We start from the raw sequence: 21,825 nt of genomic DNA on the forward strand, positions 1-21,825 counted from the left end.
TCAAATTACCGGCTAAGGCGCTTCGCCCATTCCTGACTGGCGCGCTCCAACATGCCGTAAACATGTTCAAATGCGTCCTGGCTTTTACGATAGGGATCCGGGATCTCTTTCTGTTCCAGCCATTGCCCAAACAGCATTGTCTTCCCGCGGACCTCGGGAGCGATTGCCGTAACCTGAGCAATATGTTCCGACTCCATTGCCAGAATCAGATCGTAATTTCGTGCCATCTCAGCAGTAAGCTTACGTCCGGCATGTCCTTCAAGAGATACGCCATGATTAGCGGCAACATCTGCCGCTGTTGCATCTGCAGGGTGCTTTACCAGACCATGAACACCTGCCGATTTGACTTTTACGCCTGGCAGACGTTTACGCAGCAAGCGCTCGCCAATGGGCGAACGGCAAATGTTGCCGGTACAAACCACCAGGATTGAGTTAAATTTTAGTTGGGCCATGTTTGAATCCACCGTGAAGTCTCTGTCAGGTCATGCACCCCGGAAATCGTCGGTACCAGCAGAGAAATCACACGGTTCCAACGAGCCAGCGGCGCGGTAGTGACATAAACAATGTCGTAAGGTTCAAGCTGGAATTCCGTTCCGAGTATCATTGCCGATGCGTCCTTCGCATTCAGCTGATAAATATTGGCGATTTTGCCATTCTGCTTGTTTTGCGTTGCACGAATAACAAAAATCCCCGTCGCATCAGCGACATCCTGATTCATACCCTCAGCGTTACCCAGTGCTTCCGCCAGGGTCATACCGCTGCGGTCCATTTTCAACGTGCTCTGTTTACCCACTTCACCCATCACGAAGACTTTCAGATCATCGTTGCGCGGAATAAATAAAATATCGCCCGGGTGCAGCAGTTTGTTCTGGCGCAAGTCGCCACGCTGCATCAGCGCATAGAGGTTCACTTTGGTCTTTACGCCATTCTGGGTGAGCACCACGTTGCGCCAGTCTGCATCTGCGGTCAGACCGCCCGCGGCGTTAATCGCATCCATGATGGTCAGAGGAATATTGGTAATCGGCTGCTGACCCGATTTGCTGACTTCGCCGGTGACGTACGCTTTTTGCGATCGGAACGCCGCGACGCTGACATCGACTTGCGGGCTTTCAATGACTGAGTCCAGACGCGCTGTAATCTCGTTGCGTACTTGGGTAAGCGTTTTCCCGGCCACTTTCAGGCGACCAATATAAGGGTAGAAAATTGCACCATCAGCGTTAACCCAGTTGCCAGTATCACTGGCGCTACGGTATTGCCCTGCGGGTGTGGTTAGTTCCGGGTGATCCCAGACCGTCACCATCAACACATCACCAATGCCGATACGATATTCATAGTTCGCGATTTGCTGCTCCAGCTCCGGGTTAGCCTGCGACATAATCGGTTTGGCGCGCAGCTGATCAATCAATCCTGGCGTGACGGGATAGATATTGACCATTTTGTCCAGGTCATACTGATTGTCAGGTAGCTCAATGACATCCTTATTACTGGTCGATAAATTCTGACCAGGAACAAGGGTACATGCTGTCAAAGACAGAACAGCCAATGTCAGTACCGAAAACTTAAAAATGTTCTTTTTCATTGGTTTATATTTATCAGTCATTGTAATGTTATGAATTACGTCAGGTTATTGTCCAACCGGTACTTCTCGCTCTGCCGTCATTGGATAGAGCTGGTATTTGCGTGACAGCATTTGTCCACCGTCACGCGTCAATGGTGTCCACGAAACCACCGCGCGGTTGCGGTTAGGTCCAATGGTCATCAAGTCGAACGGAATCGAGATATAAAACCCTTTACTAAAGCCGCCTTCGCCGTAGTCATCTTTAGATACGTTACTGATTGCCGCCCATACCCCTACCGCCACGCCGCTGTCAAAGCGTTTGGCGACGTCGATCGTTGCGCCTTTATCTTTTGCCAGATATTGCCCAACGCTAAGTTTCATCAGTACGCCATTGAGCGTCGGCGGGTTCCAGTAAGCCGTCACGAAACCTGTTGGCGTGGAATAATCGGTGAAGCGCATCATGTTGTCCCAGTCACGCTGTTTCACGTAGTTAACGTCCACCCCCAGCGCCCAGCTGGCATCGAGCGGGCGATAAAGCAGCTCGGAACCAACACCGGCATACATCGTTTCCAGATAACCGCCGTACACCTGGCCATAGAAACCGTTGCCTAAGTCGGCAAAATAGTTCGCCTGCAAGTTGTTGAGATAAACGTCATTGCGAACGTAGTCACGGATATGCGTGCGCACGCGGGGGAGGGTAGAGTCCGCGGGTAACAGCGAAGACTTAAACTTGTCGTAGTTGTTGTAAATATTGGTGAAAATACCGCCATCAAGCAGCAGGTGATCGGTAAACCAGTAGCGGGCGCTGGACATCAGCCCCAACTGGAACATATAGAAATCTTCCGGGCCGCCCAGCGACTGTGAAAGTGTTGGGTTGAAAGAGTAGCTAAAGCGATCTTCACGAATACGGTAGCCCCGACCAAAGGCAGAAAGATCTTCAGCTTCAACACGTTGTTGTTGCAGTGGCTCTGCTTTACCAGGCGCGGTACCGGCGAGCTGTTTGCGCAGGCTGGCTACGTCGGTTTCGGTAGTCACCATCGCCATATGCTCGCGCTTTTGCGTCACGCTAATCTTCTCAACGCCTTGCGGCAGGTTATTCACCAGAATCCGGTTGGCACGATCGACCGCTTCACGAGAGTCACGGTATTTGTATTGCTGACCAGACATATACAGCGTCTTATCGCGCAGCTGAATTTCTGGCGCGTCAAAGCCCGCGTTATACTTCAACGCGGTAAGTTGGTTCGCTACTGTGGTGTACTGCAATCCTTCAGATTCCGGCGCAGGTTGATACGCCGGTTTTGGCGTATCGCGCAGGGCAGGGCGCAGATCGTTGAAATTGGTCCGTAACGTGAAGCCAAACATCAACGTGTTACCGCGTTCATAACTCAGGTTGAGATCTGCCCAGCTGGCAGCGCGATAAACTGCGCCGACGTTGAAATGGCTTGCCTGAGGCAGTTTGCCAGCGAAATCATTCTGGTAATTGTTGCCGTCGTATTCGAGTTTCAGACGCAGGGGATTCCACGGCGTTTGATACTCAATACCGCCAAAAATAGAGGCTGGACCACGAAAGATATCGCTAAAGCTGATATCTCCCGCATCGTGAGACTCTGCGCGATGGCAATATTTATCGCTTACCCGACAAAACGGGTTGGTAATATTGCCCGCATTACCGGCGTAGCCCCAGGCCATCCCGAGGGTGAAATCGAACGGGCCGGCTTGTTTGCTGGCGACCAGATATTCACCGTCAAACAGACCTGTACCAGCAATATCGCGTTTACCAAACGCCACTTGCGGTAGCCAGTAACCTTCTTCCCACAGGCGAAGTTTAAAATCGAAAGATTTGTCTTTGTATGACTGATCGCCGCTGAAATCTTCCCACTGGCTATATTTGCGTGTGCGCACATCCGTATAACGAATGGTGCCTTCCAGCCATGGGAACAGCGCCACGGACGTGGAGTAGAAACGGTATTGATCGTTATCCCGGTAGTTGACGCTGAATTCACCTTCCGGTGCGATGCGCGCATTTGGCATCTGCAACAATCCTGTGCCGCCAAAGTCTGATTGCGACGACCCCAGCGGATCCGGGTAGGTTAATACTTCAGCATGACAGGCACTGGAGACGGCAATGGCCAGGCAGCTTAAAAGATAAGAGTTCTTCTTCATCAGTCAGGAACACGTTGCGTTAAAACAGACACAATCTGGTCATTTAAATCAGCATATTTTTCGGGCAGTACATGCGCAGAAAAGCCCAACCAAAGCTGGCTGCCAGGCGGTGGTTCCACATGTCTTTTATTCCACAGGGCAACAGGGGCGACGACAGTCTCACCCTCAGGCGTAATCACCATAACGTTATTCTTGTCCGCGCCTGCAAGGCGGGGGTGATCTTGCAGATAATCGGTAACGCTACGGCCTGCCTGCCAGGGCAATTGCCCAGCCCCAGAAACCGCACCCAGCAGAGTAATAGTCACCGGACGCTGTACGGTATAGAGCGTATAGTCCCCGACCAGCGGGGGATTGCTGTTCTCATCCACTCGTACAAAATCAGGGTCCAGTTTGACCGGTAAGCGACCAGTGATATTGAGATTGAGTAACTGCTGGCGCACGGATTTAATCGTTGCCGCCACATCGTCGTCAGCTTCTGCTTCCCAGGAAGCAAGCTGTGCCATGACATGTTGGTAGTCTTTAAGCGCTTTAGCTTTCGCCGCGGAGTCGGTCAGCAAGACTCCAGGCCACCAGAGGCGATCGCGCAGTTGCGGTTGTGTCACCAACTGGACAACATTCTCCACGGGGCCAACGGAAAGGGGCTGTTGTTCGCCAGGCAGATAAATAGTCACCGTTCCTTGCGCAAAGGCATGGGGTGTCATTACGTAAAGTACGCTGGCAATGAAATACGACTGTAATTTATTCATGGTGCGGGTTTAAGAAACGTCATTTCTACGGGAATAACCCCTGCGCCTAACATTTGCCGACTTTGACGAACCTGGCCAGTAGCCGAATCGACCCAGAATGTGTTTTGCCACTGTTTTTCTGGCAGCGTGGAAGTCACCTCTTCCTGCCAGACATTACACAGCACATCGCGACCCGCAATATTCAGCGTCTCTAATCCAGCAAAGGAAAAAGTGGAACTCAGGGTCGCAGAGCGAAAATGATTGTCTTCACTCCAGAGAATATCACGCGTCCAGCGGCTGCCGTCTTTTATTGCCAGCGCGTTACGCAGAGGGTCCTGCCCGGAATTTGTCACTTCCAGCAGATTATTATTAAGTTTGACGGTTTTTAAAAGACGTCCATTGTGGGTAACCAGCATGGCGTTATCCTGGGATAACCATTTGCTTTGTTCTTGTTCTATATATCCCAGTACCACAAAGATTCGTTGCCCTTCATTAAGGCGTAAATACATCGTGGAATAAGGCAACGCCTGGATCTGCTGATCCGCTACGGTGATATCCTGATTATCGAAAAGGCTGGCGCGAAATGTATCGACCATACTTTGCTGGCTGTGTGTACATCCCGCAAGAAATAGTGCGAAAATCGATAAAATAAGAGGGCGCACCTTTAATCCTTGAAAGGTTAATTAAAAAAATGCAAATCTCTAAAGCCCGGTACGAATATCGCAACCGGGTATCATTTAACTTTAATTTTGACGCGTTAAAGCAGTATTAGCGCGTAGTGGACGTGGTGGTTGAGGTGTTATGAGAACCGCCATCGCCACTGTCATTTGCTGCAACTACTGCCAAAGTCGCCACACCAACAGCTGTTGCCACACCGACAACCGTCGCCGTGCCGACAGCGCCAGCAGCTACGCCACCGGTGGTAGCAGCAGTCGTAGTGGCACCAGTAGTGGTCGTTGTGGTGCCAGTAGTACCCGTCGTTGCCTCGGTCCCGTTTGCTGCTTCTGGTGCAGCAAACGCAGCTGGCGTCGTCAACATGAAGGCCATAAGGATTGCAGAAAGCTTGTGTTTCATAACTTTTCCTTTATTCATCGCATGGACAATACGTACGCTTGAGATCAGGATTGTCTACTTTGAGTATAACATCCTTGTGAAATCTCCCTTTCCGCATACCGTCGGTACTATATACCGCGAGTGGGAAAGGCGCGCAGAGAGAAATATAAGAATGTTAACGATTTCCCTCTGGAAATACGACTTGTGAGCATAAGATAAATCTTAGAAAAATACAAATTAAAGATAAGAAAATTGTTAAGAAAGCTATTAACTATTGTTGGTGATATAGTTTCAAACGGTACTATGATTGACTGTTAAGTAGCATTTATAACTATTAGGTGCAGAGATATTCGGCCAAATGGATTTGTTTTCTGGGGTGAAAGTAACTTTTGTTATAATGTGCGATGTTGACTATTGAGCTTTTTTAATAAAAACAGCCAGCTTTAAACAAGCTGCGTCATCTTAAGAGAGATAAACATTTGCCGCTGTTGGTCCTCGCAGGCCATTTACGCGGCAAAATTCCACGCGTAATCCTGGTATAAGCACTTCTGCGTCGCGGGGAGTGAATGCGGAAATATGGACCTGGACTTCTTTACGACCGTCGGAGGGGATAATGAATCCTTTGCCGCTTTTGCGATCAAAGGTTTTGACAATTCCTGTCATTTTACGGGACAAACAAATTCCTTACTGAAAATACTGCGCTGCACTATACGGGGTTAATAAAATAAAGCCAGCGATATTTAAGACCGCCGGACGGCTAAAATAAAAATTGCTTAATCTCAATTATCATGCGTTAATAGCTGCGTCGGTTTGAAAGACAGACAGCATACAAAGTAGTTTACTAAAGCAGTTCTCATTATCAGGCATTATCCCCTTCTTTTGAGTCTCTCTCCTGAACACTAAGTAGTTTCTGTATTAAAGCCCTGTTTGCCGAAAGGCCCAAAATGAAGGAAGTAAAATATGTCTAATAAAATGACTGGTTTAGTAAAATGGTTTAACGCAGATAAAGGTTTTGGCTTTATCACTCCTGATGATGGCAGCAAAGACGTTTTCGTCCATTTCACCGCCATCCAGAGCAATGAATTCCGCACGCTGAACGAAAATCAGAAAGTTGAATTTTCTATTGAGCAGGGGCAACGTGGTCCCGCGGCAGCGAACGTTGTTACGCTCTAAGGTTGCCGTTATTACTCAACATCTCCATTTCCGCTGTCCATGTTGTCATGGTTCACAGTACCGCACATCGGCATTCGATGTGACGGAGCGAAATCCTTTAGGGGCAAAGTGTATTTTTTGTAAATCGACGATGATCACCTTTGATAACGTCGCGCTGCAAATACGCACTGACCATGCGCCGCTGGATTTCACAAAATAAGATCAGGCTCCCTCGTGGAGCCTTTTTTATATCTGCCTTATTTTTCTTCAACGCTGTATGTATAGTAAGCGATAACCTGTTGATTATTGAATCTTTAGGGGAGATGGCTTATAACATTTCTTACCTGACCAGGGTACCGGGAACCAACACCTTACTGGCGTGTTGCTGTCTTTTAAGACCAGAAGAGGTTAACAGTGAATATTGAAGAGTTAAAAAAACAAGCCGAAACGGAAATCGCTGACTTTATCGCGCAAAAAATCGCCGAGCTGAACAAGAATACAGGGAAAGAAGTCTCTGAAATTCGCTTCACCGCACGAGAAAAAATGACCGGGCTTGAAAGCTATGATGTCAAAATCAAAATAATGTGATTTTGTGAACATCACCCCGTGCGAGGTGATGTTCCGCTTGTTGCTAATTTAGTGACCAATCATTGGCGCTTGCGGAATTAAGCGTCGGTACAATTCCTCCGGCACCGGGCTTTGCCATACTCCCGCATACATTGCGTAACCAATCACCGCAAACATAATCCCCAGAACCAGTAGCGTCATTAACCAGCCAGACAACGCAAAGGCTTTTTTATTTGCCGCAGGTTTTTGCAGTGAAAAGGTCAATGTTGAGGCTACCGGACATGACTCTACGCAAGTCATACAACCGGTACATTCCACGGTTCGTACCTGAATTAATTTATCGACCGGGATCCGCGATGGGCAATTTTTTGCGCATTTGCCACAGTCGATACAACTTTCGGCATTGCGACGAATCTTAAACGGCGACAATAGCGAAACCACGCCCATCAGCGCGCCATATGGGCAAAGATAACGACACCAGGCATGGCGAATAAACAGACTGACAATCAGCAAAACGGTCACGCTGATTAATGTCGCGCTCCCCATATGACGAAAGAAATCGAGCATTTTAACGTCCATCACCACGCTGTAGGGCGACAACATAAAATAGTGAATAGCCTGAGCGGGCATCAATAACGCGATATAGAGAAAAAAACTCAACAGCAAATACTTCACGCCGCGCAGAGGAATATCCAGACAGCGGGGAAGGACAAATTGCCGACCAAACAGTTTGTTACCGAGATCGCCGATTAATTCAGAAAGCGTACCAACCGGGCATAACCATGAACAAAAGGCCTTTTTTAGTAATAGACTGATGACGATAAAAGCGACCAATAACAGCATCGCGGCGGCGTGGACGGACGGTAACTGGCCTGTTGCAAGGCTATATTTCAGATTCATCAGACCGGCAATCGGTAGCCAGCCTTCGATGCCTCCTGGCCTGGCGACAAATGTCGTACTACCTGCCGTTTCGTAATAGCGCACCCAATACCAGAACGTGATGGCAATATAAATATTAATTGCCAACAGTAATAATTGCGTCGCTTTACGCCAGGTCGTGGCATTGCGCCAGTCATTCCACGGTAATTTGCCGCCCGTCGTGCCTGGCCGCCGCTGCCAGCGGGTTCTTCTTTTCTCTGCCATGATTTTGCCAGTCCGTTAAGTTGCATACCAAATGCCACTATTCTAGTTGTTCTTAACTGGCTGATATTGATTCAAATCGCGTTCAGGTCTTTCTTATTCAACCATGCTTCCAGAGCGGCAACACTGCGTGTAATTTCTTCGTGTGGAAGGGGGGCAGATAATGGCTGCTGCTCCAGTTGTGCGCATAGCTGGCTGGCGCTACGCATTCCCAGACTCGAGCAACTGCTTTTTAGCTGATGTGCGGCACGCTTTATTTTCTCGCTTTCCTGACTGGCGCGGGCAATGTCGATGTCATCGAGAAGCGGCAGGGCATGTTGTTTAAATAATGTCAGCCATTCGTGGATCTTCTCCGTCCCCATCAACTGCGCATCTTCATTGAGTTGCGATACATCCAGCGGTTGATCGTTATTGACTTGCAGTTGAAGATAGTGCGCCAGTAACTGACCGAGCACTTCACGCGGCACCGGTTTAGGGATAATCCCGCGAAATAATGAACTGGTACGCTGGCGCAACGTTTCGTCGATGACATGGGCGCTAAAGCCAATCAAAACCAGCGACGGATATTGCTGTACCAGTTGTCGGGCAAGGGTAATACCGTCGATATCCGGCAGATCAAAATCCACCAGTGCGGCAGCAAACGGTTCGCTATTTTGCAACGTCTCTATCGCGTGCGCGGCATTGCCAACAGCAACGACCTGCGCACCACTGTTGTTCAGCATCTCAATGGTAATTCGCTGGGTTAGCGGGTTATCTTCAATTAACAGCAAACGTAAACCGTCCAGATGCACCGCCTGATTTACTGTTTTTGGCACGGGTGCCGTGGCAATACGTAACGGCAAGCGTAAACAAAAACAGCTTCCAACCTCCGGCGTGCTGGTGGCGCTGAGTTCGCCGCCCATCGCCTGGGCCAGACGGCTACTGATAGTCAGCCCCAGCCCGGTGCCGCCGCGTTTGCCGCTAACCTGAACAAATGGCTGGAAGATTTCAGCCAGTTTCGAGGGATCAATACCGCAGCCGCTGTCTTCCACTTCGACCAGCCATTGTTCGCCATCAGTGCGACTACGCAGGATAATGTGCCCTTCGTCGGTGAAACGCAGGGCGTTGCTCAACAGGTTGGTTATAACCTGACGAATACGCCGCGGATCGCCCATTAACGCAGTCGGTACATCGTCGGCAATTGCCGTTGTCAGGCGAATTGGGCGACCTTTCACCCGTCCGCTCATTAATTGCAGGGTACTTTCCAGCAGCGGGCGCGGTTCAAAGGGCTCATCGCTGACCGAAACATTCTTGCCGCCTGCTTCGATAGCCGAATAATCGAGAATATCGTTGAGGATGGTCAGCAACGATTCACCAGAGTCAGTAATTGCCCGCAAATCATCACGCTGGGCGTTAAGTGCGGGGTTATCTGCCAGCAGTTGCGCGGTGCCGAGAATACCGTACAGCGGTGTGCGGATCTCATGGCTCATTGCCGCCAGAAACGCCGATTTTGCCTGGCTGGCTTTTTCTGCTTCCGCCCGTGCCTGTCGGTGTTCTATCACCAGTTCCTGCAATTCAGCTGTACGCGCTTTGACCTGCGCCGCCAGCTGTTCGCGGTGGCGATTAAGCGCATGAACACTGCTGCGAAACGCATCCATCAGCCGCCCGATGGTGTCCAGCTCCCGCACGCCAGCGGTTTCCGGGAAAGGGGAGTTGATATCACCGTCCAGCAGTCGTTGCAGCGCCTGCGTTTGTTCGGCAAGGGGACGCGTGACTGAGCGATAAACCACGCGCCAGAGGATCAGAATCAGTGCGCAAAGAGAAACTATCCCCAGCAATAACAGGCTGTATTGCCCGCGTGCACTGGCTTTTTCCAGATGCGCCAGGCCATGCTGATTACGCAGCTCAATGGTGTCGACCAGTTGACTGACTTCGCTACTAAACTGCGCGAACTGGGCGATGTTATTTTGGGCGAGAGTTTGCAGGTGATTGCTGATTTCACTGTCCTGCTGATACAGCGCCAGCAAATCGCTATATTGGCTAACGGTAGTTAACGTTGTCGCGACCTGTGCACGAACACCGGGATCTTCAATGCGTATTTGCCGACGTTGCAGAATTTTAACCGCATTATTGAGTTGCTTTTCCAGCGTTGGCGCATTTTTCTGGATCTGTTCCAGCCCCAGATTCATCACCATTTGCTGCACCCGCAGGGCGCTAAGGCGCAGTTCATTCATCTGGTTAACGTACTCAAGATCGATATCAATCAGCCGATCAAGTGCGTTTTCTGCGGCCTGACGCTGATGTTGTTCGATCAAATCGTAAATCCCGGCCTGGGTCGCTCCGGCAGAGGTCGCCGCATTATTCGCCTGACCTTGCGCCAGGCGTGCGATCTCATCGGCAGCAGCGACTATCTGCTGGCTGAGTTGCTGTTGTTGCTGGCGCAGTTGCAAACGCTGCCCCACCAGTTCCCCTTGTTGACGTAACGAACGGGAGATCTCCTGCTCCTGTTGTTCAATAGCGGTGGTATCAAAACTTTGTTCCCGTAACGCTTGCAGCAACGCGTTAATCTTCAGGCTTTGTGCGGTGAGCATTCGCCCCTGCGCCTGCCACATCTTTTCGTTATCGGCACTGGTCAGGTTCTGGGCGGCGAAAAGTTCCCAGGCGCTGGCTTCGCTCAACTGGCGCGCCATATTCATGGTAGGAATCAATGCCTGAGTATTGTCTTTTTCCACCTGGCTGATAAAGCGCAGGTTGTACCATCCCACCAGGGTACTGGTCAGGGTTAACAGCGCCATCAGGGCAAAGCCCATCCAGAGTCTTCGGGTCAGGGTTAAATTCACGGTCAGTGTACTTAAGGTGAAAAAGGTTGAGTCGCAAAGCGGAATGCATCTAGCATAAAGCCTTATTATTGATGAGGCTATCATGCGCGTACTGCTATTGTTACTTCTTTCCCTTTTCATGTTGCCTGGTTTTTCGGCTGATAACTTGTTGCGCTGGCATGATGCGCAGCATTTCTCGGTACAACCCTCTACGCCGCTTAAAGCCAAACGTTCATGGAAACTGTGCGCGCTTTATCCCAGCCTGAAAGATTCATACTGGTTATCGTTGAACTATGGTATGCAGGAGGCTGCTCGCCGCTACGGTGTGGATTTAAAAGTGCTGGAGGCAGGCGGCTACAGCCAGTTGGCTACCCAGCAAGCACAAATCGACCAGTGCAAACAGTGGGGTGCAGAGGCCATTTTGCTCGGTAGTAGCACGACGTCATTTCCCGACCTGCAAAAGCAGGTAGCAAGTCTGCCGGTGATCGAACTGGTAAATGCTATTGATGCTCCCCAGGTTAAAAGCCGCGTTGGTGTGCCGTGGTTTCAGATGGGCTATCAACCAGGGCGATATCTGGTGCAATGGAGCCACGGAAAACCACTTAACGTGCTGTTGATGCCCGGCCCCGATAACGCCGGGGGCAGTAAGGAGATGGTAGAGGGTTTCCGCGCCGCCATTGCCGGAAGCCCGGTGCGTATTGTCGATATTGCGCTCGGCGACAACGATATTGAAATCCAGCGTAACCTGTTGCAGGAGATGTTGGAGCGCCATCCAGAAATCGACGTTGTGGCCGGAACGGCGATTGCGGCAGAGGCGGCAATGGGTGAAGGGCGCAACCTGAAAACGCCGCTGACCGTGGTGTCATTTTATCTTTCACATCAGGTGTATCGCGGACTAAAGCGGGGAAGAGTGATCATGGCTGCCAGCGATCAAATGGTCTGGCAGGGGGAACTGGCGGTTGAGCAAGCGATCAGGCAATTACAGGGACAATCGGTGTCTGATAATGTCAGCCCACCGATTTTAGTCCTGACGCCGAAAAATGCCGATCGCGAACATATCCGCCGCTCGCTGTCACCAGGGGGATTTCGTCCGGTCTATTTTTATCAGCACACATCAGCGGCTAAGAAATAACCTTCGCCATGTTGTGTCACCAGTAAATCCGCGCTGAGTTTATGACGTAAACGACGAATTAACACATCGACGGTGCGCAGGTCGGGGTTTTCCACCCGGCGCGCAGAAAGCATACGCAGCAGACGTTCACGGCTGAGAATTTCGCCCGGATTGGTCACAAATGCCACCAACATTTCATACTCTGCGCGGGTTAGTTTAATCGGTTCGCCATCAAGCTCCAGCGTATGGCGCGACACATTCAGGCAATAACCGGCAAAGCGATAGCAGTTGTCCTGAGTGAGCGGTTGAGCTTGTCGCGCGAGGTCGATTCGCCAGAGCAGATTTTTCACCCGTACCACCAGTTCGCGCAGTTCCAGCGGTTTGGTGACGTAATCGTCTGCGCCCATTTCCAGCCCAACAATACGGTCAATCCGATCGCTGCGTCCGGTAACCAGAATAATACCCACCGTCGAACGTTCCCGCAGGGCGCGGGTTAACATCAGGCCATTTTCATCGGGCAAATTGATATCCAGCAGAATTAAATCCACTGGCTGGTTTTGCATAATTTCACGCAGCCCGGCACCGCTCGCCGTAACGGAAACCGTATACCCCTCCTGAGTGAAGTAGGTTTGTAATCGCGCCTGGGTAACCGGCTCATCTTCAACAATAACAATGTGATGTGGCATCAGAGAGTTTTACTCATTCTGTTCATATCTGTTCATATTCTGCCGTAAGCCGTTCATCCTGACCAGTGCCGCTGTTCATATTTGCTCATTAAGATCGCTTCACTAAACCATAATTTTACAGGGGCTATTATGCGGAAACTCTGGAACGCGTTACGCCGACCCAGTGCTCGTTGGTCGGTACTGGCGCTGGTCGCTATTGGGATTGTGATTGGCATTGCGCTGATTGTGTTACCTCACGTGGGGATCAAAGTCACCAGCACAACCGAATTTTGTGTCAGTTGCCACAGTATGCAACCGGTGTATGAAGAATATAAACAGTCGGTGCATTTCCAGAACGCCTCCGGCGTGCGAGCTGAATGCCATGACTGCCATATCCCGCCGGATATTCCAGGCATGGTGAAGCGTAAACTGGAAGCGAGCAACGACATCTACCAGACCTTTATTGCCCACTCCATTGATACACCTGAGAAATTCGAAGCCAAACGCGCGGAACTTGCCGAGCGTGAATGGGCGCGAATGAAAGAAAACAACTCGGCAACCTGCCGCTCCTGCCATAACTACGACGCGATGGATCATGCGAAGCAGCATCCTGAAGCGGCGCGTCAGATGAAGGTGGCAGCGAAAGATAATCAATCCTGCATCGACTGTCATAAAGGTATTGCCCACCAGTTACCTGATATGAGTAGTGGCTTCCGTAAGCAGTTCGATGAGCTGCGTGCCAGTGCTAATGATAGTGGTGACACGCTGTACTCCATTGATATTAAGCCAATTTATGCGGCGAAAGGCGATAAAGAAGCGTCTGGTTCTCTGCTGCCTGCTTCGGAAGTGAAAGTCCTTAAACGTGACGGCGACTGGCTGCAAATTGAAATCACTGGCTGGACGGAAAGCGCAGGACGTCAGCGTGTACTCACCCAGTTCCCTGGCAAACGCATCTTTGTTGCTTCGATTCGTGGCGATGTTCAGCAGCAGGTGAAAACGTTGGAGAAAACCACCGTTGCCGACACCAATACCGAGTGGAGCAAATTGCAGGCCACCGCGTGGATGAAGAAAGGCGACATGGTGAACGATATCAAACCGATCTGGGCTTATGCGGATTCGCTGTACAACGGCACTTGTAATCAATGCCACGGCGCACCGGAAATCGCCCACTTTGACGCTAATGGTTGGATTGGCACGCTCAACGGCATGATTGGCTTTACCAGCCTCGATAAACGTGAAGAACGCACCTTGCTGAAATATCTGCAAATGAATGCGTCTGATACCGCAGGTAAGGCTCACGGCGATAAGAAGGAAGAAAAATAATGAACAATAACGATCTCTTTCAGGCATCACGTCGACGTTTTCTGGCACAACTCGGCGGCTTAACTGTCGCCGGGATGCTGGGGCCGTCACTGTTAACGCCGCGCCGTGCGACTGCGGCGCAAGCGGCGACTGAGGCTGTCACCTCGAAAGAGGGCATTATTACCGGGTCGCACTGGGGGGCTATCCGCGCGACGGTGAAGGATGGTCGCTTTGTGGCGGCAAAACCGTTCGAACTGGATAAATATCCGTCGAAAATGATCGCCGGATTGCCGGACCACGTACACAACGCGGCGCGTATTCGTTATCCGATGGTACGCGTGGACTGGCTACGTAAGCGCCATCTGAGCGACACCTCCCAGCGAGGTGATAACCGTTTTGTGCGCGTGAGCTGGGATGAAGCCCTCGACATGTTCTATGAAGAACTGGAACGCGTACAGAAAACTCACGGGCCGAGTGCCTTGTTGACCGCCAGTGGTTGGCAGTCGACGGGGATGTTCCATAACGCGTCGGGGATGTTGGCGAAAGCGATTGCCTTACATGGTAATAGCGTTGGTACGGGTGGGGATTACTCCACCGGTGCTGCGCAGGTGATCCTGCCGCGTGTAGTTGGCTCAATGGAAGTGTATGAACAGCAAACCTCCTGGCCGCTGGTATTGCAGAACAGCAAAACCATTGTGCTGTGGGGCTCCGATTTGCTGAAAAACCAGCAAGCGAACTGGTGGTGCCCGGATCACGATGTTTATGAATATTACGCGCAGTTGAAAGCGAAAGTCGCCGCCGGTGAAATTCAGGTCATCAGCATCGATCCGGTTGTTACATCCACTCATGAGTATCTGGGACGCGAGCATGTGAAGCACATTGCGGTTAACCCGCAAACTGACGTGCCGCTGCAACTGGCGCTGGCGCATACGTTGTACAGCGAAAACCTGTACGACAAAAACTTCCTCGCTAACTACTGTGTGGGTTTTGAGCAGTTCCTGCCCTATCTGCTGGGCGAGAAAGACGGTCAGCCGAAAGATGCCGCATGGGCTGAAAAACTGACCGGCATTGATGCCGAAACCATTCGTGCTCTGGCACGGCAGATGGCGGCGAACAGAACGCAGATTATTGCTGGCTGGTGCGTACAGCGTATGCAGCACGGTGAACAGTGGGCGTGGATGATTGTGGTTCTGGCGGCGATGCTGGGGCAAATTGGCCTGCCGGGTGGTGGCTTCGGTTTTGGCTGGCACTATAACGGCGCAGGCACGCCGGGGCGTAAAGGCGTTATTCTGAGTGGTTTCTCCGGCTCTACGTCGATTCCACCTGTTCACGACAACAGCGACTACAAAGGCTATAGCAGCACTATTCCGATTGCCCGTTTTGTCGATGCGATCCTTGAACCGGGAAAAGTGATCAACTGGAATGGTAAATCGGTAAAACTGCCACCGCTGAAAATGTGTATTTTTGCCGGAACTAACCCGTTCCATCGCCATCAGCAGATCAACCGCATTATTGAAGGCTGGCGCAAGCTGGAAACGGTTATTGCCATAGATAACCAGTGGACCTCAACCTGCCGCTTTGCCGATATCGTACTACCTGCGACCACGCAGTTTGAGCGTAACGATCTCGACCAGTACGGTAACCACTCTAACCGTGGGATCATCGCCATGAAACAGGTAGTGCCGCCGCAGTTTGAGGCGCGCAACGACTTTGATATTTTCCGCGAGCTGTGCCGTCGCTTTAATCGTGAAGAAGCCTTTACCGAAGGGCTGGACGAAATGGGCTGGCTGAAACGCATCTGGCAAGAAGGTGTACAACAGGGCAAAGGACGAGGTGTTCATCTGCCAGCGTTTGATGACTTCTGGAATAAGAAAGAGTACGTCGAGTTTGACCATCCGCAGATGTTTGTTCGCCACCAGGCATTCCGCGAAGATCCGGATCTCGAACCGCTGGGCACGCCGAGTGGCCTGATTGAGATCTACTCGAAAACCATCGCTGATATGAACTACGACGATTGTCAGGGGCATCCGATGTGGTTTGAGAAAATCGAACGCTCCCACGGTGGGCCCGGCTCGCAGAAGTATCCGTTGCATCTGCAATCTGTGCATCCGGATTTCCGACTTCACTCGCAGTTATGTGAGTCGGAAACTTTGCGTCAGCAATATACGGTTGCGGGTAAAGAGCCAGTATTTATTAGCCCGCAGGATGCCAGTGCGCGCGGTATTCGTAACGGTGATGTGGTGCGCGTCTTTAACGCTCGTGGTCAGGTGTTGGCTGGAGCAGTGGTTTCTGACTGCTATGCACCCGGCGTGGCACGAATTCACGAAGGGGCATGGTACGATCCAGATAAAGGCGGCGAGCCCGGTGCACTGTGTAAATACGGTAACCCCAACGTGTTGACCATCGACATCGGTACTTCGCAGCTGGCGCAGGCGACCAGTGCACATACCACGCTGGTGGAAATTGAGAAGTACAACGGAACAGTGGAACAAGTGACGGCGTTTAACGGCCCCGTTGAGATGGTGGCGCAGTGCGAATATGTTCCCGCGTTGCAGGTGAAATCATGACCACGCTGACAGCACAACAGATTGCCTGTGTCTACGCCTGGCTGGCGCAGTTGTTCTCCCGTGAGCTGGACGATGAACAACTGACGCAAATCGCCAGTGCGCAGATGGCTGAATGGTTTTCGTTGCTAAAAAGCGAACCGCCGCTCACTGCGGTGGTAAACGAGCTGGAAACTAAAATTGCCGCTCTGAAAGTGCGTGACGACGCCCGTCTGGAACTGGCCGCTGATTTTTGCGGCCTGTTTCTGATGACCGACAAACAAGCGGCGCTGCCGTATGCATCGGCCTACAAACAGGACGAGCAAGAGATTAAACGCTTGTTAGTTGAGGCGGGGATGGATACCAGTGGCAACTTTAATGAACCGGCAGATCATCTGGCGCTCTATCTCGAGTTGTTGAGTCATCTGCATTTTTCGCTGGGAGAGGGGAACGTTCCTGCGCGAAGAATCGACAATCTGCGGCAAAAAACACTGATGGCGCTGCGGCAATGGTTACCGGAGTTTGCGGCGCGTTGCCATCAGTATGATAGCTTTGGTTTTTACGCGGCACTAAGCCAGTTATTGCTGGCGTTAGTGGAGTGCGACAACCAAAACAGATAATGCCGTTTGTAGGCCAGATAAGACGCGTTGAGCGTCGCATTAGACATTAAGGCAGATCCGCCGGATGCGGCATGAACCTTATCCGGCCTACGGGGACAGTGCGCTTTGTAGGCCTGATAAGACGCGTTAAGCGTCGCATCAGGCAACAAACTCACGGATGAGCCACAAATCGGGAAAGCCGCTGGCGCAGCAGGCGGTTTTCCTGCTTCAGGTGCGCAATATCATCCATTAATGTTAGCGCCACCGCGATCCCCGGCCAGTCCAGTGCCAGTTCATGACGCAGACGTACCGCACGTTGCACCACAATGGCGGCATGGTCGTCAAATACCCAGGTTGTTTCCAGGCGCTCCCGCGGTTCAACCACCCCCAAACCGACAATTTCATTCAATTCCTCTTCAGAGATGCCGGTATGTAGGCAAAATTCGGTAATAGTAAAAGTCACCGTAACATTAGCCATCATGCTTTCCCCCAATCTTTACGTGGATCAAAAGACGACTGGGCGTCTGCCAGTTGCTGCCACAGCGCGGCCGTATGTTCATCCGGTTTCGGCGGCATCACGATTTTCAGTACCGCATACAGATCGCCGGTATGTTTTTTGCTCACCAGGCCTTTGCCTTTAACGCGTAATCGTTGCCCGGCCTGACTGCCCGGCGGGATAGTTAGCAAAATGCTTTCTTTCAGTGTTGGAACGGTGACTTTAGCACCCAGCGCCGCTTCCCACGGGCCAACCGGCACCACAATTTCCAGATCCTGGCCGACAATATCAAACAATGGATGCGGCGCAATATGAATCACCAGCCACAAATCGCCATTTGGGCCGCCATTTTCGCCCGGCGTTCCCTGGCCTTTCAGGCGGATGCGTTGACCATTGCCGACGCCCGCCGGGATCTTCACATTCAGCGTTTTCGGGATTTCCTGTTCGATCATGCCAAAGGCGTTATAAACCGGCAGGTTATAGCTGATGGTACGCTTATGCTCAGTAAGCGTTTCTTCGAGGAATACCGCCACTTCGATTTCAATATCGTGGCCGCGTGTGGCGGGGCGTTGACGGCTCTGGCGGGCATGCTGACCGAAAATTGACGAGAAGATATCGTCAAAATCTTCGGCGTTAAAACTCTGACCGTCTCCATGCTGGAACTGACGGCTAAATTGCGGATCGTTGCGATGTTGCCACATCTGATCATACTCAGCGCGACGTTGTTCATCACTCAACACTTCCCAGGCTTCAGCGACCTCTTTGAAGCGGGCTTCGGCATCCGGTTCTTTGCTGACATCAGGATGGTATTTGCGGGCCAGTCGACGATAGGCGGTCTTGATTGTCTTGAGATCGTCCGTCGGTTTCACGCCCATGATGGCGTAATAATCCTTTAGTTCCATAGCGTTATCTCGCGTAAATCAACACAAATTGAAGGAACCCCTGTAAGGTAACTCCTATAAGTGTAGGGTAATCCTCAAAATTTCATATGCCAACACAGAATATGTTATTGAAATCATCGTGGAGAGGAGGTGGCGTCAAGATGGATTGCTGAGCATAGTTTAAACAGGTAAAAGGGTGAGCGATTTTTGATAGTTAAATCAGGCACTTTAAGCTTAACTAGGACGTCATTATTTATTAAATTTTATAGGCGCTATATATGGGTAGTAATATACATGGAGTAAGTTGCAGTGCTAATAATTATTTGAAAACAGCCTGGGCCGATATAAAAACCAGGCGCGAAGAAAATCAAAAATGTTCAATCACGCTTTTTGAACAAAAACTAGAGTGTTTTATGCGGTTGTACAATGAAATCATGCGGAAAGAAGAAAATATTTCATGCCTGGTGTGTGAATCACTAGAAACAGAATTAGAGGAAATGCAAAATGATAATGATTTATCTTCATTTATGAAAACATTACGTACTCATGATACAAACACTTATTCAGGGGATTCAGGAGGCATTACCTATACTATACAATATTTTCAAGAAAGAGAGCTTGTTAATATATCCTTGCCGGGTATGTTTTCACAGGCTATTGCAGGCTTTAAAAGTAGCTGTTGGTATAAATTTATAGCATATGTTGATATCTTAAATGAGTGTAATGATGTTTTTTCTGAGTATTGCTTTGATGATGATGAAATTACGAGTGTCCAGCCAAAACGGATAAATACGCCGGGAATATATGATTCAGTTACTGGTATTGATTTGTCTGGTATATCTTTTATTCAGAGTGAAATTAATCAAGCACATAAATTAAAATACGCGCCTGTAGATGGCGATGGATATTGTCTGTTAAGAGCCATACTGGTTATAAAACACGTTGATTATTCATGGGCGCTTGGCAGTCAAAAGACGCAAAAAGAAGTATACGACGAATTTATTAAAATTGTTGATAAACAAGTGATTGAGTCTTTTGTTGATGCAGCATTCTTTAATCTCAGGGAAGATATTAAGACATTATTTGGCGTTGATCTGCATTCTGACAACCAAATTCAGGATATGGGTAATTCTTTAGCGTCGAATTTTATTAAGTTTAAAAAAGAATTCATTGGTAGTTGCTTGAATGACGAAAGATGCATATTGCATTTACCCGAGTTTATATTTAATGATAACAAGGGTTCGCTTGTTTTAAATACCGACTCTCCGGAAAAGGTTAAAGCGGTGAAGAATTTCCTTGCTGTGCTTTCAGATAGCATTTGTTCATTGTTTATTGTTGCCTGTAATGTGGGATCAATCTCCTTGGGAAGTGAATCCTTTTCAACGGATGAAGATCTTGAGTATGGTTATTTAATGAATACTGGCAATCATTATGACGTTTACCTCCCTACTGAACTTTTTGCTCAGTCATACCAGTTAAACCATAAGGAAATGAAAGCGCAACTGGACTATTTAAATCGTTATGCCATCTAATGATAAAGACATGTGCTAAAATAGTTTTTATTAGTCTCACATTCTCTTTTTACTAGTAAATATTGCCCCTGTATCGATAACGTCGGTGATATTCTGTCTAGCCCATGGTGAAATCATCAACGGCGTACACGAGGCAGGGGCCAATCATGCATAGGTTGCGTCAAATCTTGCCTTTTTTTAATGACAAATATAGAAAAACAGGCACTCAACAAGCCATTTTGCGAACCTGTTCCCGGAAAAATGTCATATTTCTGTCACACTCTTTGGTGATTGATAACAAAAGAGGTGCCAGGAATGAACAAAACGCTAATCGCCGCAGCTGTGGCAGGGATAGTTTTACTCGCTTCAAATGCTCAGGCACAAACCGTACCGGAAGGCTATCAGTTGCAGCAAGTGCTCATGATGAGCCGCCATAACTTACGTGCGCCGCTGGCGAACAATGGCAGTGTGCTGGAACAATCCACACCGAATAAATGGCCAGGATGGGACGTCCCTGGTGGGCAGCTCACCACCAAAGGCGGTGTGCTGGAAGTGTATATGGGCCACTATATGCGTGAGTGGCTGGCAGAGCAGGGGATGGTGAAATCGGGTGAATGCCCGCCGCCGGACACCGTTTATGCCTATGCCAACAGCCTGCAACGTACCGTCGCAACCGCGCAGTTCTTTATTACTGGCGCATTCCCTGGGTGTGACATTCCAGTCCACCACCAGGAAAAAATGGGCACCATGGACCCAACCTTTAACCCAGTGATCACCGATGATTCCGCCGCATTCAGTGAACAGGCGGTGGCGGCAATGGAGAAAGAGCTCGGCAAACTCCAGCTTACCGACAGCTACAAGCTACTGGAAAAAATCGTTAACTATAAAGATTCTCCTGCCTGTAAAGAGAAGCAACAGTGTTCGCTTGTAGATGGCAAAAACACCTTTAGCGCGAAGTATCAACAAGAACCGGGCGTTTCCGGGCCGCTGAAAGTCGGCAACTCGCTGGTAGATGCGTTTACTTTGCAATACTACGAAGGTTTCCCGATGGATCAGGTGGCGTGGGGAGAAATCAAATCTGACCAACAGTGGAAAGTGTTGTCGAAGCTGAAAAACGGTTACCAGGATAGCCTGTTTACCTCACCGGAAGTGGCGCGCAATGTTGCGAAACCACTGGTCAGTTATATCGACAAAGCGCTGGTGACAGATCGCGCCAGTGCACCAAAAATCACTGTGCTGGTGGGGCACGACTCAAACATTGCCTCTCTGTTAACGGCACTGGATTTCAAACCGTATCAGTTGCATGACCAGAACGAACGCACGCCGATTGGCGGCAAAATCGTTTTCCAGCGTTGGCATGACAGCAAAGCTAATCGCGATTTGATGAAAATTGAATATGTGTATCAGAGTTCGGAACAGTTGCGTAATGCCGACGCGTTAACGTTGCAGGCTCCGGCTCAGCGCGTGACGCTGGAATTAAGCGGTTGCCCGATAGATGCCAACGGTTTTTGCCCAATGGATAAGTTTGATAGCGTGTTGAATGAAGCGGTGAAATAACAGA

At 50.0% G+C, this 21,825-nt stretch carries 22 protein-coding genes; 10 read left to right on the forward strand and 12 right to left on the reverse strand.

The window, feature by feature from the left end:
* Nucleotides 1-5 precede the first annotated feature (5 nt).
* The 7 genes from etp to cspH form a co-directional block, all read right to left on the reverse strand.
* Nucleotides 6-452, reverse strand: a complete 447-nt coding sequence (gene etp / locus ATB02_RS02165; RefSeq protein WP_000057871.1) for a protein-tyrosine-phosphatase Etp — start codon at nucleotides 450-452, stop codon at nucleotides 6-8.
* The gene (locus ATB02_RS02170; protein ID WP_001295357.1) at nucleotides 440-1,579 is read right to left on the reverse strand and encodes a polysaccharide export protein; all 1,140 of its coding nucleotides are present in this window, start codon (nucleotides 1,577-1,579) and stop codon (nucleotides 440-442) included. Before ATB02_RS02170 ends, etp begins: the two co-directional genes overlap by 13 nt.
* 45 nt (nucleotides 1,580-1,624) lie before the next feature.
* Entirely contained in the window at nucleotides 1,625-3,721 is a 2,097-nt protein-coding gene (locus tag ATB02_RS02175) for a YjbH domain-containing protein (protein ID WP_105271017.1), read from the reverse strand.
* Nucleotides 3,721-4,467: a capsule biosynthesis GfcC family protein gene (locus tag ATB02_RS02180; RefSeq protein ID WP_105271018.1), complete on the reverse strand. Its 747-nt coding sequence runs from the start codon at nucleotides 4,465-4,467 to the stop codon at nucleotides 3,721-3,723. The genes ATB02_RS02175 and ATB02_RS02180 overlap by 1 nt, the downstream gene beginning before the upstream one ends.
* Nucleotides 4,464-5,108, reverse strand: coding sequence for a lipoprotein GfcB (gene gfcB, locus ATB02_RS02185; protein ID WP_001316256.1), 645 nt, complete (start codon nucleotides 5,106-5,108; stop codon nucleotides 4,464-4,466). The genes ATB02_RS02180 and gfcB overlap by 4 nt, the downstream gene beginning before the upstream one ends.
* A gap of 106 nt (nucleotides 5,109-5,214) precedes the next feature.
* Nucleotides 5,215-5,520 carry a threonine-rich inner membrane protein GfcA gene (locus ATB02_RS02190; protein WP_001299283.1) on the reverse strand — a complete coding sequence of 102 codons (306 nt, stop codon included), beginning with the start codon at nucleotides 5,518-5,520 and terminating at the stop codon, nucleotides 5,215-5,217.
* A gap of 441 nt (nucleotides 5,521-5,961) precedes the next feature.
* A complete protein-coding gene (cspH, locus tag ATB02_RS02195) occupies nucleotides 5,962-6,174 on the reverse strand; it encodes a cold shock-like protein CspH (protein WP_000087763.1) in 213 nt (70 codons plus the stop codon).
* Nucleotides 6,175-6,459: 285 nt separating this feature from the next.
* Between cspH and cspG the strand changes: the two genes are divergently transcribed.
* The 4 genes from cspG to ATB02_RS02215 are packed head-to-tail and all read left to right on the forward strand — an operon-like array spanning nucleotide 6,460 to nucleotide 7,239.
* Nucleotides 6,460-6,672, forward strand: a complete 213-nt coding sequence (cspG, locus tag ATB02_RS02200; RefSeq protein ID WP_000066490.1) for a cold shock protein CspG — start codon at nucleotides 6,460-6,462, stop codon at nucleotides 6,670-6,672.
* A gap of 10 nt (nucleotides 6,673-6,682) precedes the next feature.
* Nucleotides 6,683-6,871, forward strand: a complete 189-nt coding sequence (gene ymcF / locus ATB02_RS02205; RefSeq protein ID WP_071524879.1) for a cold shock small protein YmcF — start codon at nucleotides 6,683-6,685, stop codon at nucleotides 6,869-6,871.
* Nucleotides 6,846-7,076 carry a protein YmcE gene (gene ymcE, locus ATB02_RS02210; RefSeq protein WP_032193925.1) on the forward strand — a complete coding sequence of 77 codons (231 nt, stop codon included), beginning with the start codon at nucleotides 6,846-6,848 and terminating at the stop codon, nucleotides 7,074-7,076. Before ymcF ends, ymcE begins: the two co-directional genes overlap by 26 nt.
* Nucleotides 7,066-7,239: a GnsA/GnsB family addiction module toxin gene (locus ATB02_RS02215; protein ID WP_001019197.1), complete on the forward strand. Its 174-nt coding sequence runs from the start codon at nucleotides 7,066-7,068 to the stop codon at nucleotides 7,237-7,239. Before ymcE ends, ATB02_RS02215 begins: the two co-directional genes overlap by 11 nt.
* A gap of 48 nt (nucleotides 7,240-7,287) precedes the next feature.
* Here the strand turns inward: ATB02_RS02215 and ATB02_RS02220 are convergent, their stop codons facing one another.
* Nucleotides 7,288-8,361, reverse strand: a complete 1,074-nt coding sequence (locus tag ATB02_RS02220) for a 4Fe-4S binding protein (RefSeq protein WP_105271019.1) — start codon at nucleotides 8,359-8,361, stop codon at nucleotides 7,288-7,290.
* Between the two features lie 71 nt (nucleotides 8,362-8,432).
* Nucleotides 8,433-11,177, reverse strand: a complete 2,745-nt coding sequence (gene torS, locus ATB02_RS02225; protein ID WP_105271020.1) for a TMAO reductase system sensor histidine kinase/response regulator TorS — start codon at nucleotides 11,175-11,177, stop codon at nucleotides 8,433-8,435.
* 82 nt (nucleotides 11,178-11,259) lie between these two features.
* On the opposite strand from torS, the gene torT reads away from it, so the two are divergent.
* On the forward strand, nucleotides 11,260-12,288 hold the full coding sequence (gene torT / locus ATB02_RS02230; protein WP_001265010.1) for a TMAO reductase system periplasmic protein TorT: 1,029 nt from the start codon (nucleotides 11,260-11,262) through the stop codon (nucleotides 12,286-12,288).
* Here torT and torR read toward each other — a convergent pair.
* Nucleotides 12,261-12,953 carry a two-component system response regulator TorR gene (gene torR / locus ATB02_RS02235; protein WP_001120131.1) on the reverse strand — a complete coding sequence of 231 codons (693 nt, stop codon included), beginning with the start codon at nucleotides 12,951-12,953 and terminating at the stop codon, nucleotides 12,261-12,263. The genes torT and torR overlap by 28 nt on opposite strands.
* A 129-nt stretch (nucleotides 12,954-13,082) precedes the next feature.
* On the opposite strand from torR, the gene torC reads away from it, so the two are divergent.
* From torC to torD, 3 genes are read left to right on the forward strand one after another with little or no spacing between them, the layout of a single operon-like run.
* Nucleotides 13,083-14,255 (forward strand): pentaheme c-type cytochrome TorC, encoded by a 1,173-nt coding sequence (torC, locus tag ATB02_RS02240; protein WP_001230242.1) that lies wholly within the window; start codon nucleotides 13,083-13,085, stop codon nucleotides 14,253-14,255.
* Nucleotides 14,255-16,801 (forward strand): trimethylamine-N-oxide reductase TorA, encoded by a 2,547-nt coding sequence (gene torA / locus ATB02_RS02245; protein WP_105271021.1) that lies wholly within the window; start codon nucleotides 14,255-14,257, stop codon nucleotides 16,799-16,801. The genes torC and torA overlap by 1 nt, the downstream gene beginning before the upstream one ends.
* Nucleotides 16,798-17,397 carry a molecular chaperone TorD gene (gene torD / locus ATB02_RS02250; RefSeq protein WP_105271022.1) on the forward strand — a complete coding sequence of 200 codons (600 nt, stop codon included), beginning with the start codon at nucleotides 16,798-16,800 and terminating at the stop codon, nucleotides 17,395-17,397. The genes torA and torD overlap by 4 nt, the downstream gene beginning before the upstream one ends.
* Nucleotides 17,398-17,548: 151 nt before the next feature.
* Here torD and cbpM read toward each other — a convergent pair whose 3' ends face one another.
* Nucleotides 17,549-17,854, reverse strand: coding sequence for a chaperone modulator CbpM (gene cbpM, locus ATB02_RS02255; RefSeq protein ID WP_000024566.1), 306 nt, complete (start codon nucleotides 17,852-17,854; stop codon nucleotides 17,549-17,551).
* A complete protein-coding gene (gene cbpA / locus ATB02_RS02260; RefSeq protein ID WP_105271023.1) occupies nucleotides 17,854-18,774 on the reverse strand; it encodes a curved DNA-binding protein in 921 nt (306 codons plus the stop codon). The genes cbpM and cbpA overlap by 1 nt, the downstream gene beginning before the upstream one ends.
* Nucleotides 18,775-19,031: 257 nt before the next feature.
* Between cbpA and ATB02_RS02265 the strand changes: the two genes are divergently transcribed.
* Nucleotides 19,032-20,285: a hypothetical protein gene (locus ATB02_RS02265; protein ID WP_000535375.1), complete on the forward strand. Its 1,254-nt coding sequence runs from the start codon at nucleotides 19,032-19,034 to the stop codon at nucleotides 20,283-20,285.
* A 294-nt stretch (nucleotides 20,286-20,579) separates the two neighbouring features.
* Nucleotides 20,580-21,821 carry a bifunctional glucose-1-phosphatase/inositol phosphatase gene (agp, locus tag ATB02_RS02270; RefSeq protein WP_105271024.1) on the forward strand — a complete coding sequence of 414 codons (1,242 nt, stop codon included), beginning with the start codon at nucleotides 20,580-20,582 and terminating at the stop codon, nucleotides 21,819-21,821.
* The last annotated feature ends 4 nt before the right edge of the window (nucleotides 21,822-21,825 follow it).

Origin of the sequence: Escherichia sp. MOD1-EC5189, from assembly GCF_002966045.1 — a bacterium.
Lineage (GTDB): Bacteria > Pseudomonadota > Gammaproteobacteria > Enterobacterales > Enterobacteriaceae > Escherichia > Escherichia coli_F.